The organism is Streptomyces sp. RKAG293 (assembly GCF_023701745.1).
Classification (GTDB): Bacteria; Actinomycetota; Actinomycetes; order Streptomycetales; family Streptomycetaceae; genus Actinacidiphila.
This window is the reverse complement of record NZ_JAJOZB010000001.1, coordinates 7,046,590-7,059,963: the sequence shown is the minus strand read 5'-3', so window position 1 is coordinate 7,059,963 and position 13,374 is coordinate 7,046,590. Positions and strand designations below refer to the sequence as shown.

At 73.9% G+C, this 13,374-nt stretch carries 13 protein-coding genes; 5 read left to right on the top strand and 8 right to left on the bottom strand.

Going from position 1 to position 13,374, the window contains the following annotated elements:
- The first annotated feature begins 332 nt into the window (after positions 1 to 332).
- From LNW72_RS31240 to LNW72_RS31230, 3 genes are all read left to right on the top strand, one after another.
- Complete coding sequence (locus tag LNW72_RS31240; RefSeq protein WP_250980391.1) at positions 333 to 1,472, top strand: molybdopterin-dependent oxidoreductase; 1,140 nt, start codon at positions 333 to 335, stop codon at positions 1,470 to 1,472.
- Positions 1,469 to 1,888: a hypothetical protein gene (locus LNW72_RS31235; RefSeq protein WP_250978417.1), complete on the top strand. Its 420-nt coding sequence runs from the start codon at positions 1,469 to 1,471 to the stop codon at positions 1,886 to 1,888. The genes LNW72_RS31240 and LNW72_RS31235 overlap by 4 nt, the downstream gene beginning before the upstream one ends.
- 76 nt (positions 1,889 to 1,964) lie before the next feature.
- Positions 1,965 to 2,834 carry an alpha/beta hydrolase gene (locus LNW72_RS31230; protein ID WP_250978416.1) on the top strand — a complete coding sequence of 290 codons (870 nt, stop codon included), beginning with the start codon at positions 1,965 to 1,967 and terminating at the stop codon, positions 2,832 to 2,834.
- Positions 2,835 to 2,867: 33 nt separating this feature from the next.
- On the opposite strand, the gene LNW72_RS31225 is transcribed toward LNW72_RS31230, so the two are convergent.
- Genes LNW72_RS31225 through LNW72_RS31215 form a run of 3 tightly spaced genes read right to left on the bottom strand, consistent with a single transcriptional unit; the run spans position 2,868 to position 5,049 of the window.
- Positions 2,868 to 3,563 carry a methyltransferase domain-containing protein gene (locus tag LNW72_RS31225; RefSeq protein ID WP_250978415.1) on the bottom strand — a complete coding sequence of 232 codons (696 nt, stop codon included), beginning with the start codon at positions 3,561 to 3,563 and terminating at the stop codon, positions 2,868 to 2,870.
- Positions 3,560 to 4,267 (bottom strand): DUF2064 domain-containing protein, encoded by a 708-nt coding sequence (locus LNW72_RS31220; protein WP_250978414.1) that lies wholly within the window; start codon positions 4,265 to 4,267, stop codon positions 3,560 to 3,562. The genes LNW72_RS31225 and LNW72_RS31220 overlap by 4 nt, the downstream gene beginning before the upstream one ends.
- On the bottom strand, positions 4,264 to 5,049 hold the full coding sequence (locus LNW72_RS31215) for a glycosyltransferase family 2 protein (RefSeq protein ID WP_250978413.1): 786 nt from the start codon (positions 5,047 to 5,049) through the stop codon (positions 4,264 to 4,266). Before LNW72_RS31215 ends, LNW72_RS31220 begins: the two co-directional genes overlap by 4 nt.
- 114 nt (positions 5,050 to 5,163) lie before the next feature.
- Between LNW72_RS31215 and LNW72_RS31210 the strand changes: the two genes are divergently transcribed.
- The gene (locus tag LNW72_RS31210; RefSeq protein ID WP_250978412.1) at positions 5,164 to 5,946 is read left to right on the top strand and encodes a response regulator transcription factor; all 783 of its coding nucleotides are present in this window, start codon (positions 5,164 to 5,166) and stop codon (positions 5,944 to 5,946) included.
- Positions 5,939 to 7,051 (top strand): HAMP domain-containing sensor histidine kinase, encoded by a 1,113-nt coding sequence (locus tag LNW72_RS31205; protein ID WP_250978411.1) that lies wholly within the window; start codon positions 5,939 to 5,941, stop codon positions 7,049 to 7,051. Before LNW72_RS31210 ends, LNW72_RS31205 begins: the two co-directional genes overlap by 8 nt.
- A gap of 2 nt (positions 7,052 to 7,053) precedes the next feature.
- Here the strand turns inward: LNW72_RS31205 and LNW72_RS31200 are convergent, their stop codons facing one another.
- The 5 genes from LNW72_RS31200 to LNW72_RS31180 are packed head-to-tail and all read right to left on the bottom strand — an operon-like array spanning position 7,054 to position 13,290.
- Complete coding sequence (locus tag LNW72_RS31200; RefSeq protein WP_250978410.1) at positions 7,054 to 8,133, bottom strand: NAD-dependent epimerase/dehydratase family protein; 1,080 nt, start codon at positions 8,131 to 8,133, stop codon at positions 7,054 to 7,056.
- A 52-nt stretch (positions 8,134 to 8,185) separates the two neighbouring features.
- Positions 8,186 to 9,136, bottom strand: coding sequence for an LD-carboxypeptidase (locus LNW72_RS31195; protein WP_250978409.1), 951 nt, complete (start codon positions 9,134 to 9,136; stop codon positions 8,186 to 8,188).
- The gene (locus LNW72_RS31190; protein WP_250978408.1) at positions 9,133 to 11,109 is read right to left on the bottom strand and encodes a prolyl oligopeptidase family serine peptidase; all 1,977 of its coding nucleotides are present in this window, start codon (positions 11,107 to 11,109) and stop codon (positions 9,133 to 9,135) included. The genes LNW72_RS31195 and LNW72_RS31190 overlap by 4 nt, the downstream gene beginning before the upstream one ends.
- Positions 11,106 to 12,464 carry a M20/M25/M40 family metallo-hydrolase gene (locus LNW72_RS31185; protein WP_250978407.1) on the bottom strand — a complete coding sequence of 453 codons (1,359 nt, stop codon included), beginning with the start codon at positions 12,462 to 12,464 and terminating at the stop codon, positions 11,106 to 11,108. Before LNW72_RS31185 ends, LNW72_RS31190 begins: the two co-directional genes overlap by 4 nt.
- The gene (locus tag LNW72_RS31180; RefSeq protein WP_138355534.1) at positions 12,457 to 13,290 is read right to left on the bottom strand and encodes a M55 family metallopeptidase; all 834 of its coding nucleotides are present in this window, start codon (positions 13,288 to 13,290) and stop codon (positions 12,457 to 12,459) included. Before LNW72_RS31180 ends, LNW72_RS31185 begins: the two co-directional genes overlap by 8 nt.
- Between the last annotated feature and the right edge of the window lie 84 nt (positions 13,291 to 13,374).

Sequence of the window (13,374 nt, the reverse complement as noted above, 5' to 3'; positions counted from 1 at the left end):
GTAAGGTCTCGGCGGCGCGTCCGCATTCCGTAAGGAGTCGCCTCCCCTGCCGGAGCCCTGGTCGGGGGTGTGATGGAGGCATGCAGAATCCATCAGACGGGGAGCGTCCCCCGAAGCCTCCGAGCCCCCGGAGCGACCCGCCGAGCGACCCGCAGAAGAGCTCCCGGGGCAGCGCGCCGAGCACTCCGGCGCCCAGCACTCCGTCCGTGCCGAGTACCCCGCCGCCGAGCACCCCGCCGGTACCAAGTACCCCGTCGGTGCCGAGTACCCCGCCGACCCGTCCGCCCGTTCCTCCCCGCGCGCGGCTCGCGCTCCCCGATCCGCCGGCGTGGCTGCGCCGCGGCCCGCTGCGCGAGGGGGCGTTCACCGGGCGGCTGCACGACGCGCGGACGGCCACGGTCGTCGGCCGCGCGCTGGGCGCGGCCATCGCGGTCTGCTTCGTGACCGGCCTCGTCAGTCACTATCTGCAGCACCCGCCGGACTGGGCGGCGGACCGGCTGCCCAGCCGCCCGTCGTGGGGGTACCGGCTCACCCAGGGGCTGCACGTGGCGACCGGCATCGCGGCGATCCCGCTGCTGTTCGCGAAGTTGTGGACGGTGTACCCGCGGCTCTTCGCCTGGCCGCCGGCCAGGTCGGTCGGCAAGGCGCTGGAGCGGCTGTCGATCGCGGTGCTGGTCGGGACGGTGCTGCTGCAGTTGCTCACCGGGCTGCTGAACACCCTGCAGTGGTACCCGTGGCCGTGGAACTTCGTGCCCGTGCACTGGGCGCTGGCCTGGGTCGCGATCGGCGCGCTGCTGCTGCATCTGGCGGTGAAGGCGCCCGTCATCGCGGCGCACTGGTCGCGGCGGTCGGGCGGCACCGTGGAACTGCCCGCGGCGGACGGTCCGGACCGGCGGGCGTTCGTGCTGGGGGTCGGCGCGGCGGTGGGCGCGGTCACACTGACGACCGTCGGGCAGTCCTTCACCCCGCTGAAGGACTTCGACCTGCTCGCGCCACGGCATCCGGACCACGGCCCGCAGGGCCTGCCCGTCAACAAGACCGCGGCGGCGGCCGGGATCACCGCCGCCCGGCTGGCGGACTGGCGGCTGCGGGTCGCCGGGCCGCGACCGTACGAGCTGACGCTGCCCGAACTGCGCGCCCTGGAGCAGCACGCCTCGCTGCTGCCGATCGCCTGCGTCGAGGGCTGGAGCAAGAGCGCGCACTGGGAGGGTGTGCGGGTGCGTGATCTGCTGGACCGGGCGGGCGCCCCGCGCGGGGCGCGGCTCAGGGTGGTGTCCCTGCAGCAGGGCGGCGCCTACTCGGTGATGGAGATGGGCGCCACGTACGCACGTGATCCGCTGACGCTGCTGGCGCTGACGCTGAACGGCGCGCCGCTCTCCATCGACCACGGCTTCCCGGCCCGGATCATCGCGCCGAACCGGCCGGGTGTGCTGCAGACGAAGTGGGTCTCCCGGCTGGAGGTGCTGGCATGAAGGCGCGTATCGCGCTCGGCGCGGTGGGTGTGGCGGCGATGGGGTTGGGCGCCGTACAGCTGTTCACGAACCGTCAGGTGAAGGCGCCGGTCGAGGTGCTGTTCTGGCTGGCCGGCGCCATCGTGCTGCACGACGCGGTGCTGACGCCGGTGGTCCTGGCGGTCGGCGCGGTGCTGTCCCGGTGGCTGCCGCCGCACCTCCGGCGGCCGGTGCGCGCCGGGCTGATCACCGCGGCGTGCCTGACCGCCGTGGCGCTGCCGTTCCTGCTGCGGCCGGCCGCGACGTCCAACCCGTCGGTGCTTCCGCTGGACTATCCCCGCAACACGCTGATCGTGCTGGGAGCGGTGGCCGTGCTCACCGCTCTGGCGGCCGGATGGGCGGCGCTGCGCCGATTTCGCTCCCTTCCCAAAAGCTAATGCATAGAGAGCCACTCAAGCATTAGCATGTGTGTCGGCGGAACAGTCCCGCCGACACACATGGGAGGCACGCGCGATGACGGCTCTGGAACTTCCCCGGGTGGCACACCGGTTCGCCGACGTGGACGGCGTACGCGTCTTCTACCGCGAGGCCGGCGACCCGGACGCCCCGACCCTGCTCCTGCTGCACGGCTTCCCGTCCGCCTCGCACCAGTACCGGCGGCTCATCGACGCGCTCGGCGGCCGATACCACCTGATCGCCCCCGACTACCCGGGCTTCGGGCACAGCGACGCGCCGGCCTCCCTCACCTACACCTTCGACCTGCTCGCCGACGTCGTGGAGGGGTTCTGCGAGGCCCTCGGCCTGCACCGCTTCACGCTCTACGCCTTCGACTTCGGCTCCCCGGTCGGCTTCCGCCTCGCCGCCCGCCACCCGGAGTGGATCGCGGGGCTCGTGGTGCAGAACGGCAACGCGTACGAGGAGGGGCTCAGCCCGATCGCCCGCGCCTTCGTGGCCGAACGCCCCGGGACCGAGGGCTCCGAGGAGCGGCTGCGCCAGATGCTGACCCCCGGCTTCACCCGCGGCCAGTACGAGGGCGGCACGACCGACGCGTCCACCGTGCCCCCCGAGAGCTGGCTCCTCGACCAGCACTTCCTCGATCTGCCGGGGCGCGACGTGATCCAGCTCCAGCTGGCCTACGACTACCACAGCAACGTCGGGCTGTACCCGCGGTGGCAGGCCTGGCTGCGCAAGCACCAGCCGCCGACGCTGGTGCTGTGGGGGAACCGCGACGCCATCTTCGTGGAGGCCGGAGCGCACGCGTTCCTGCGCGATGTGCCGGACGCCGAGGTGCACTCGTTCGACACCGGGCACTTCGCGCTGGAGGAGTGCGTCGGGGAGATCGCACCGCTGATCGCCGACTTCCTGGACCGTACGTGGGCGTGAGCGCCGGCCCGGGACGGTCCTCGGCCACCGGTCTCAGCAGCGCCACAGCTCCACGAAGTGCCGGCCGGCCACGGACCACTCCTCGACCGTCGTCCAGCCCGCGCTGTCGGCGGCCGACCGCAGCGCGGCCGCGCCCAGCCGCGCCCAGGGGAAGTCCCGGCCGTACCGTCCCCGGCCGTCCTCCACCCGTACGGTGAACCGCTCGTCGACATCGTAGGCCGCCGCCTCGACGAGCAGCCGGCCGCCGGGGGCGACCAGTTCGCCGACCCGGGCGAGCAGGGCGCGCGGGTCGCCGCCGATGCCGACGTTGCCGTCGATCAGCAGCGCCGTGCCCCAGCGGCCTTCGGCGGGCAGCCGGTCGAAGACCGACCGGCACAGCACCGCTCCCCCGATGTCGCGGGTGCGGGCCACGGCGGCCGGGCTGACGTCCACGCCGAGGGCCGGTACGCCGGTGGCCGCGATTGCCGCCACCAGCCGGCCGGGCCCGCAGCCGATGTCGAGCACCGGGCCGCGCCGGCACCGGAACAGCAGCGCGGTGTCGGCGGCGTCGGGCGCCGCGCACCACCGCTCCACGTCCAGGGGCAGCAGCCAGCCGTCGGCCCTGCGCAGGAACAGCGGGCCCTGTCCCGAACGGATCGCGTGCGCGTACGGGTCGTCGATCCAGGGAGCGGGGGCGGGGGCTTCGGGCCGCTGCGCGATCGTCGCGGTCGCGCCGTCCACCGGCGTCATCGGGCCTCCGCCCGGCCGGCAGCGGCGTGCCGCGCCGGCATCGGCAGGATCCTCAGAGGCCCTGGTGGGAGGTCGGCCGCCCGCAGTGCGGCGGCGAAACGTGAGCCGGGTGCGATGCCGGCGACCTCGGCGGCATCGGCGGCGGTGTCCACATCGCGCAGCACCGGCAGATCACGGACCCGCAGCCCGGCCTCGGTGAGACGGCGGCGCTGGATCTCGCCCGTCCGGTCCGTCGACATCGGCACCCCGGGGAACAGCGAGGGATCCGGCTCGGCGAGGCCGATCGCCCAGAAGCCGCCGTCCTCCGCCGGGCCGAACCACGCGTCGCAGCCGGACCAGGCGTCCGGCCGCAGCGCCGGCTCCAGCAGGTCCGGGGTGAGCTGCGGAGTGTCCATGCCGACCAGCAGCGTGGGCCCGGCGCAGCCGGCGAAGGCCGCCGCCAGCCGCTCGTCCAGGCCACCGGACGCCTGCGGAACAATGTCGAAGCCCGGCGGCAGCCAGGGACCGGGCGCGCCGTCGAGCACCAGCACCCGGCGGCGGGCCGGGGCGCGCAGCACCGCGTCGAGGGTGTCGGCGAGCGCCGCCTCGGCCAGCGCCGCCGCCTGCCGCGGCGAGTACGGCGGGGTGAGCCGGGTCTTGACCCGTCCCGGTACCGGCTCCTTGGCGATCACCAGCAGCGTCGTCATGCCGGGAGCGCCGGTCATCGGGCGGCCTGACCGGCTTGAACGGCCCGGGTGGGCTGCGCGGGCGCGGGGACCTCGACGGTCCGGCCGTCCGCCGCCGTGCCGAGCGCCGCCGTGCCGAGCGCCGGCTGCCGCAGTACGGCGCTCATGTCCTGGACCGCCTGCCAGGTTCCGCGCCAGGTGCCGGTCACCTTGGAGCGGCCGGTTCTGGGCGCGTACGGGACGTCGGTCTCGGCGATCCGCCAGCCGGCGTCGGCCGCCCGGACCAGCATTTCGAGCGGGTAGCCGGACCGGCGGTCGGCCAGTTCCAGGCCGAGCAGCGCGGTACGCCTCGCGGCCCGCATCGGGCCGAGGTCGTGCAGCCGCAGGCCGGTGCGGCGGCGGATCCGCCGGGCCAGTTCGAGATTGGCGACCCGGGCGTGCGGCGGCCAGGCGCCACGGGAGGTCGGCCTGCGGCGGCCGAGCACCAGGTCGAGATCACCCCGCAGCACCGGGTCCGCGACGGACGGCAGCAGGGCGGGGTCGAGCGAGGCGTCGCAGTCACAGAAGCAGACGATGTCGGCGGTCGCGGCGAGCAGTCCGGCGTGGCAGGCGGCGCCGAAGCCCCGCACCGGCTCGCGGACCACCGTCGCTCCGAGGGAAGCGGCGAGGTCGGCGGAACCGTCGGTCGAGCCGTTGTCGACGACGATCGCGCGCCAGCCGGACGGAAGGCGCTCCAGCACCCAGGGCAGGGCACCGGCCTCGTCCAGGCACGGCAGTACGACGTCGACGGGCGGTGTCGTTGGGTTGGTCACGCTCCTCACCCTATGAAGCAGAAACCGACATTCCGGACTTTGGATCCTTACGAAACACGGACGTCGGCCTCCTGAGCCCCCGCCCGGGAGCCCGGTCCCACCGCTCGGTGCCAGACTCGAAGCGTGACCACCGATCCCGTACAGCGCCGCATCCTCGTCGTGGACGACGATCCGACCGTCGCCGAAGTCGTCGCGGGGTACCTCCTGCGCGCCGGCTTCGTCGTGGACCGGGCCGCCGACGGACCCACCGCGGTGGCCCGTGCCGCCGCCGTCCGCCCGGACCTCGTCGTCCTCGATCTGATGCTGCCCGGTCTGGACGGCCTGGAGGTGTGCCGGCGGATACGCGAGCGCGGCCCCGTCCCGGTCGTGATGCTGACCGCCCGCGGCGACCAGGACGACCGGATCCTCGGCCTGGAGGTCGGCGCGGACGACTACGTCACGAAGCCGTTCAGCCCGCGCGAGCTCGTACTGCGCGTGGAGTCCGTACTGCGCCGCGCCGGGACACCGCCGCCCGCCGGCCCCTGGCTGCGGTCGGGGCCGCTCGCCCTGGACCCGGCCGCCCGGCGGGCCATCCACGGCGGCACGGAACTCGCCCTGACCATCCGTGAGTTCGACCTGCTCGCGTTCTTCCTCCGGCATCCCGGGCGGGTGCTGGGGCGCGAGGAGCTGATGCGGCGGGTGTGGGGCTGGGAGTTCGGCGATCTGTCGACCGTCACCGTGCACGTGCGGCGGCTGCGCGAGAAGGTCGAGGACGATCCCGCCCGGCCGCTGCTGATCAGCACGGTCTGGGGCGTCGGCTACCGCTTCGACCCGCCCCCGGGCACTCCGCCCGCGGATCCCGTGCCCGCGGGAGCGGAACCGGCGGCACACGAGGCAGCACAGGAAACGGTGAATCCCGATGCATGACGTCCTGCTGATCGCGGCCTACGCGGCGGTCGGCGCCGCGGCCGCCGGACTCCTCGGCGCGCTGGCGCTGCGGCTGCTGCGGAACCGGTCGGTGGCGCTGTCGCTCGCGGTGGTCGCCGCCGTCACCGTGGCGGCGATGCTCGCCGGCACGCTCTCGGTCGCCTGGGCGATGTTCCTGTCCTCGCACGACCTCGGCGTGGTCATAACGGTCTGCGCGATGGCCGCCGTCGTCTCGCTGGGCGTGAGTCTGCTGCTCGGCCGCAGGGTCGTCGCGGGCAGCCGCGCGCTGGCGAGCGCCACCCGCGACTTCGGCGACAGCGACATCTTCGCCGCGCCCGCCGGGCCGCCGACCGCCGAACTCGCCGACCTGGGCCGCGAACTGGCCGCCACCAGCGCGAAGCTCGCCGCGTCGCGGGAGCGCGAACGCGCGCTGGAGGCGTCCCGCCGGGAGCTGGTGGCCTGGATCTCGCACGATCTGCGCACCCCGCTCGCCGGGCTGCGCGCCATGGCCGAGGCGCTGGAGGACGGCATAGCGGAGGACCCCGCGCGCTACCACGCGCAGATCAGGACCGAGGTGGAACGCCTCAGCGGCATGGTCGGCGATCTCTTCGAACTCTCCCGCATCCAGGCGGGAGTGCTCGCCCTGGTGCCGTCCCGGATGTCCGTCTACGACCTCGTGGGCGACGCCATCGCCGGCGCCAATCCGCTGGCCCGCGAGCACGGGGTCCGGCTGATCGGCGACGGCGTCGAGTCCGTTCCGGTGGAGGTCGACGGCCGCGAGATGACGCGGGTGCTCGCGAATCTGCTCGCCAACGCCATCCACCGCACCCCGGCCGACGGAACGGTCGCCGTCTCCGCGCACCGCGAGGCCGACTCCGTGGTCCTGTCCGTCACCGACGGCTGCGGCGGCATCCCCGCCGACGACCTCCCCCGGGTCTTCGACACCGGCTGGCGCGGTACCGGAGCCAGAACGCCTCCCGCGGGGGCCGGGCTGGGCCTCGCCATCGTCCGCGGCATCGTCGAGGCCCACGCCGGCCACGCGGCCGTCCGCAACGTTCCGGGCGGCTGCCGCTTCGAGGTCGTCCTGCCGGCCGCCTCGGGCTGACGTCAGACCGGGGTGGGCGCGGCGGTCCCGCGCAGTGCGGCCTGGGCGAAGTCCCGCATGCCGTCCGTGAAGCCGACGGCCGGCGCCCAGCCGAGTTCGGTGCGGATCCGTGCGGACGAGGCCGTGATGTGCCGGACGTCGCCGAGCCGATACTCGCCCGTGGTGACGGGGGCGGGGCCGCCGGTGGCCACGGCGAGGGCGGCGGCCATGTCGCCCACGGAGTGGACGGTGCCGCTGCCGACGTTGTACGTCCGCAGCCCGCCGGACGGTCCGCCGGTGACCGCGCCGAGCGCGGCCGCGTTGGCGGCCGCGACATCCCGTACGTGCACGAAGTCCCGCCGCTGGGCCCCGTCCTCGAAGACGCGCGGGGCCTCGCCGCGCGCCAGGGCGGAGCGGAAGAGCGCGGCGACACCCGCGTACGGGGTGTCGCGCGGCATCCCGGGTCCGTAGACGTTGTGGTACCGCAGGGACACCGCACGGCCGTCGGCCGCTCGGGCCCAGGCGGCGGCGAGATGTTCCTGGGCGAGCTTGGTGGCGGCGTAGACATTGCGCGGGTCGGTGGGGGCGTCCTCGGTGACGAGGCCGGGAGCGAGCGGATCACCGCACTGCGGGCAGGGCGGCTCGAAGCGGCCCGCGTCGAGATCGGCGACCCGGCGCGGTCCCGGCCGGACGACGCCGTGCCGCGTACACGCGTAGCGGCCTTCGCCGTAGACCACCATGGAGCCGGCCAGGACCAGGGACCGCACTCCGGTGGCGGCCATGGCGGCGAGCAGCACGGCCGTGCCGTGGTCGTTGCAGCTGACGTAGTCGGGCGCGTCGGCGAAGTCCTTGCCGAGGCCGACCATGGCGGCCTGATGGCACACCGCGTCCACCCCGCGCAGCGCGTCCTCGACGGCTCCGCGGTCCCGGACGTCGGCCCGCCGCCAGTCGGCTCCCGCCGGGAGGTCGGGAGGTTCGGCGTGGTCGCCGTGGGCGGCGGGGAGCAGCGCGTCCAGGACGCGCACGTCGTGTCCGGCTTCGAGGAGGGTGGTCACGATGTGCGAGCCGATGAAGCCCGCGCCTCCGGTGACGAGTGTCAGCATGCTCCGACGCTACGGTCCCGGCCGGTCCTGACGGCGTGACCCGGCCGGGACGTCAGCGGTCCGTAAGGAGTGCCGGGACCTCGATCGTCAGGGTGCGGGCGTCGGCGTCCAGGACGGCGGGCAGGCCGAGCGGGACGGTGATGGTGGAGTCGCAGTGCCCGAACCCCAGCTCCTCCACGACCGGCACCCCCAGATCACCGAGCCGGTCGAGCAGCAGCGGGCGCAGGGTTTCGTAGGGGCCGCACTGGGCCCAGGAGCCGAGGACGATCCCGGCGACGCCGTCCAGCCATCCGGAGCGCAGCAGTTGGGTGAGGTAGCGGTCCAGCCGGTACGGCTCCTCGCCGGTGTCCTCCAGGAGGAGGATCCCGCCGGCGGCGGCCGGCCGGGCCTCCGGGGTGCCGAGCCCCGCGGCGAGCAGGCACAGGGTGCCGCCGAGGGTACGGCCGCGGGCCCGGCCGGGGACCATGGTCCTGGCGGCGGGCGAGCTCAGAACCTGGACGCTCTCGGGTTCCATCAGGGTGCGGCGCAGATGGTCCTGGGTGGGGTCGTCCTTGAGGAAGGTGGCGGCCGCGGCCATCGGGCCGTGCAGCGTGGCGAGCCCCAGCCGGGTGGCGAACGCCTCGTGCAGCGCGGTGATGTCGCTGTAGCCGATGAACGCCTTCGGTTCCGCGGCCCGCATCGCGTTCCAGTCCAGCAGGTCGGCCATGCGCTGGACGCCGTAGCCGCCGCGGGCGCAGAGCACCGCGGCCACCGAGGGGTCGCACCAGGCCTGCTGGAGGTCCCGGGCACGGTCCTGGTCCGCGCCGGCCAGGTAGCCGAGGCCCGGGTGCCGGTCCAGGACATGCGGCGCGGCGACCGGGTCGAGGCCCCAGCCGCGCAGGATGTCGAGCCCGGCGTCGAGCCGCTCCTGCGGAACGGGACCGCTGGGGGCGACGACGGCGACCCGGTCGCCGGGCACCAGCCGGCGCGCGCGGCGCAGCGGCTCGGGAACGGTCCCCGTCATGTGGTGAGCCCCAGCTGCGGCACACCGGGCGGCACGAAGCCGAAGACCTGCCCGTAGAGCGAGAGTTCGGCCTCGAGGCAGGCGACGATGGTGTCCTCGCGGCGGAATCCATGGCCTTCGCCCTCGAAGGTGAGGTACGCGTGCGGGATGCCGCGCCCGGCGATCCGTTCCAGGAAGCGCTCGCACTGGACGGGCGGGCAGATCACGTCGTCCAGTCCCTGCAACAGCAGGAACGGTGCGGTGACGCGGTCGGCGCTGTTGACCGGCGAGCGGTCGTGGTACCGGTCGGGGACCTCGGCGAGCGGGCCGACGAGGGACTCCAGGTACCGCGATTCGAAGTCGTGCGTCTCACCGTTCGCCGACCAGCCGGTGAGGTCCAGGATCGGGAAGCTGATGGCACCGCACGCGTACAGGTCGGTGGAGGTGAGCGAGGCTCCGGTGGTCCAGCCGCCGGCGCTGCCGCCGCGGATCGCGAGCCGGGCCCCGTCCGCGGTGCCCTCGTCGACGAGAGCCTGGGCGACGGCGGCGCAGTCCTCGACGTCCACGACGCCCCACTGTTCACGGAGCCGCTCGCGGTAGGCGCGGCCGTAGCCGGTGGAGCCCCCGTAGTTGACCTCCGCGACGCCGATGCCCCGCGAGGTGAAGTAGGCGATCTCCACATCGAGCACCATCGGGACCCTGCTGGTGGGGCCGCCGTGCACCCAGATCACATAGGGCGGCAGCTCGCCCGCCGGTGCGCCGGCCGCCGGGTTGCGCGGCGGGTACACCTGCGCGTGCACCTCACGCCCGCCGGGTCCAATGAAGGTCCGGGCGGTGGGGTCCGGCAGATACGCGGGGTCGACGGCGTCCTGGTGCGCGCAGCCGATGACGCGGGCGTGCCCGGTGCTGGTGTCGAGTTCGACGATCTCGGACGAGGAGCGCGCGCTCGCGGCCACGTCCAGCACCCGGGTGCCGGACGTGGCGAGACCGGCGGCCCATTCCGTCCAGCGGCCCGGAACGTCGGCCAGTTCGCCGGTGGCCGGGTCGAGTATGGCGAGGCGCTGGGCCCCGACGCCGTGCAGAACCGCGAGCAGTCCCTCGCCGACGGGTGCGAACCAGCGGTAGCCGAGCTTCCACACCGGGCCGGCGAACTCCTCCTGGCGCGGGCAGAGGTTGACGGCCTCGCCGGTGCCGGGGTCGACACGGTGCAGGTTCCACCAGCCGGTGCGGTCCGTGGCGGCGATCAGGGTGCCGTCCGCGGCCCATTCGGCCTGCGCGACCGACTCCTCGGGGCCGCCGATCAGGGTGCGGGCGCCGCTGAAGGAGCCGTCCTTCCCGACCTGCGCGAGCTTGAGCTCGGTGCCGTCCCAGGGCATCAGCGGATGGTTCCAGGCGATCCAGACGACCTGCCGTCCGTCCGGCGAGAGCCGGGGGGCGGTGACGAACCGGTCGGTGCCGTCGGTCAGTTCACGCACCGCGCCGCGGTCGGCGGCGGCCGACCCGTCCAGCGGCACGGCGGCGATGACGCGCCGCACGTCGGAGGGCCCGTCGCCGGTGAACTCCTCGAGGACGCACCAGACCTCGTCGCGGTCCTGGTGGATCTGCGGGTCCACCCACCGCAGACCGTCGCCCACCGCCGAGACGGGTGTCAGCGGCAGCGGTTCCGCGCCCGGCCGGTACGCGTACAGGCGCTGGTCGGCGAAGTTCGCGAAGACGATCAGCGGGCCGTCCGCGTCCGGTGTGCCGGCCCACGGGCGGCCGCCGTACTCCATGACGCGGCTGCGGACGTTCCACGGTGCGGGCAGCGGGCACTGCTCGCTGCCGTCCGCGAGCCGCCGGACCAGCGCGCGGCGCCCGCCCTCGGCGGGACGCGGCTCGGTCCACCACACCTCGTCCCCGACGAAGCCCACGAATTCGGGGCCGCCGTCGTGCGACGCGGCGGTCGCCGCGCCGATCGGCGACGGCCAGGCTCCGTACGGGACGTCCTGGGTCATTCCGGTGCCTTCCCTGAGGAGGAGGTCAGAAAGCGGTCGAGCACCTGGACGCCGAAGTGCAGCGCCTCGACCGGCACGCGCTCGTCCACTCCGTGGAAGAGCGCCTGGTAGTCGAAGCCCGGGGGCAGCTTGAGCGGTGAGAAGCCGTAGCCGGTGATGCCGAGCCGGGAGAACTGCTTGGCGTCCGTGCCACCCGACATGCAGTACGGGACGACGTGCGCTTCCGGGTCGAAGTGCTCCAGCGCCTCGCGCATCGCGGCGTACGTCGGCGAGTCCACCGGAGCCTGGAGCGGCACCTCGCGGTGGTGGAACTCCCACTCGACGTCCGGCCCGGTGAGCCGGTCCATGGTCTCGGTGAACTCGGCCTCGCCGCCGGGCAGCATCCGTCCGTCCACATACGCGGTCGAGGTGCCGGGGATGACGTTGATCTTGTAACCGGCCTGCAGCATCGTCGGGTTCGCGCTGTTGCGGACCGTCGGCTCGACGAGCGCGGCGGCCGGGCCGAGCTTGCCGAGCAGCCCGTCCACATCGTCCAGATCGGGTTCGATGCCGTGCAGCGCGGCGAGTTCGGTGAGCGAGGCGCGCACGGTGGCGGTCAGCCGGACCGGCCAGTCGTGCTCACCGATCCGCGCGATGGCCGCGGCCAGCCTGCTGACCGCGTTCGCCGGATTGACCTTGGAGCCGTGTCCGGCCTTGCCGTGCGCGGTCAGCCGGAGCCAGGCGGTGCCGCGCTCGCCGGCGGCCACCGGGTACAGCCGCATACCGCCGCCCGCGTGGAAGGTGAAGGCGCCCGATTCGCTGATGCCCTCGGTACAGCCCTCGAAGAGCGCGGCGTGCTGGTCCGCGAGGAAGCCGGAGCCGTACACGGCGCTGTCCTCCTCGTCCGCGGTGAAGGCGAGCACGAGGTCCCGGGCCGGGCGGCGGCCGGTGCGGGCCATGGCCCGCACCGTGGCCAGCACCATCGCGTCCATGTTCTTCATGTCGACCGCGCCGCGGCCCCAGACCACTCCGTCGCGGATCTCGCCGGAGAAGGGGTGCACGCTCCAGTCCGCGGGCTCGGCCGGGACGACGTCCAGATGGCCGTGGACCAGCAGCGCGTCGGCCCCGGGGTCGCTGCCCTCGATACGGGCCACCACATTGGTACGGCCGGGGGCGGACTCCAGGATCATCGGCTCGATCCCGGCGTCGGACAGCAGCGCGGCGACGTATTCGGCGGCGGGCCGCTCGTTGCCGTCGCCGCCGCCGCGGTTGGTCGTGTCGATCCGGATCAGCTCGGAGGTGAAGCGCACCACCTCGTCCAGCGCCTGCTGGTCCACCCCCAGGCCGACCGACTCGAAGACCGCTTGCTCAGCCATACTGTTCCTCCACCGCTGCCGACACGAGCGTGGTGACCGCCTTGAAAGCGCGGATGCCCTCGTACATGGTCGGTGATGTGTAGCCGACTCGGCGTTCGCCGGTCCGCGCCACGCCGGGCACCACCGTGGCGGCCCCGGCAAGGTGTACGGCATCGAACTCGAGCTCGATGTGGAACGGTCCGTCCTGCGCGGGCTCATGGCGCACCGCGAGGGCCACCGCTTCCTTCGCCGCGGCCCGGATGTCGGCCGCGGTCCTGGCCGGGGGCCGGCAGACCGCCGCGTATCGCGACACATAGTCCTTGACCGCGACCGTACGGGCCCGCGGGGCGTAGCCGCGCGCGTCGGCGCCGGTCCGGTCGTCGCCGGTCACCAGGATCACCGGCACACCGTACTCGGCGACGACCAGCGCGTTCAGCCGCCCCTCGCTCGCCGGTTCGCCGTTGGCCCAGACGCCCGTGATCGAGTTGGCGAGATAGGTGTGCGCGAGCACGCCCTCGGTCCCGGCGCCCGTGTGATAGCCGACGAACGCGATGCCGTCGACGTCCCCGTGCTGCACGCCCTCGACCATCGACAGGTCCTTGTGCCGGCCGGTGAGCATCTCGGCCCGCTCGTCGAGTTTCTCCAGCAGCAGGTTGCGCATGGTCCAGTGCGCCTCGTTCACCAGGACCTGGTCGGCTCCGCCGTCGAAGAACCCGGCGATCGCGGCATTCACGTCGGACGTGAACATATGGCGGCAGCGCTGCCACTGCTCGCTTCCCGGCAACACATCGGCAGGCCAGGTGACGCCGGTGGCGCCCTCCATGTCGGCCGAGATGAGGATCTTCATGCGAGGCAACGCTACGCGGTTTTGGGCAGCGCATACCAGAGCTGTGGATAACTGCAGTGGTCCAGACCTCTACAAACCCGGCCG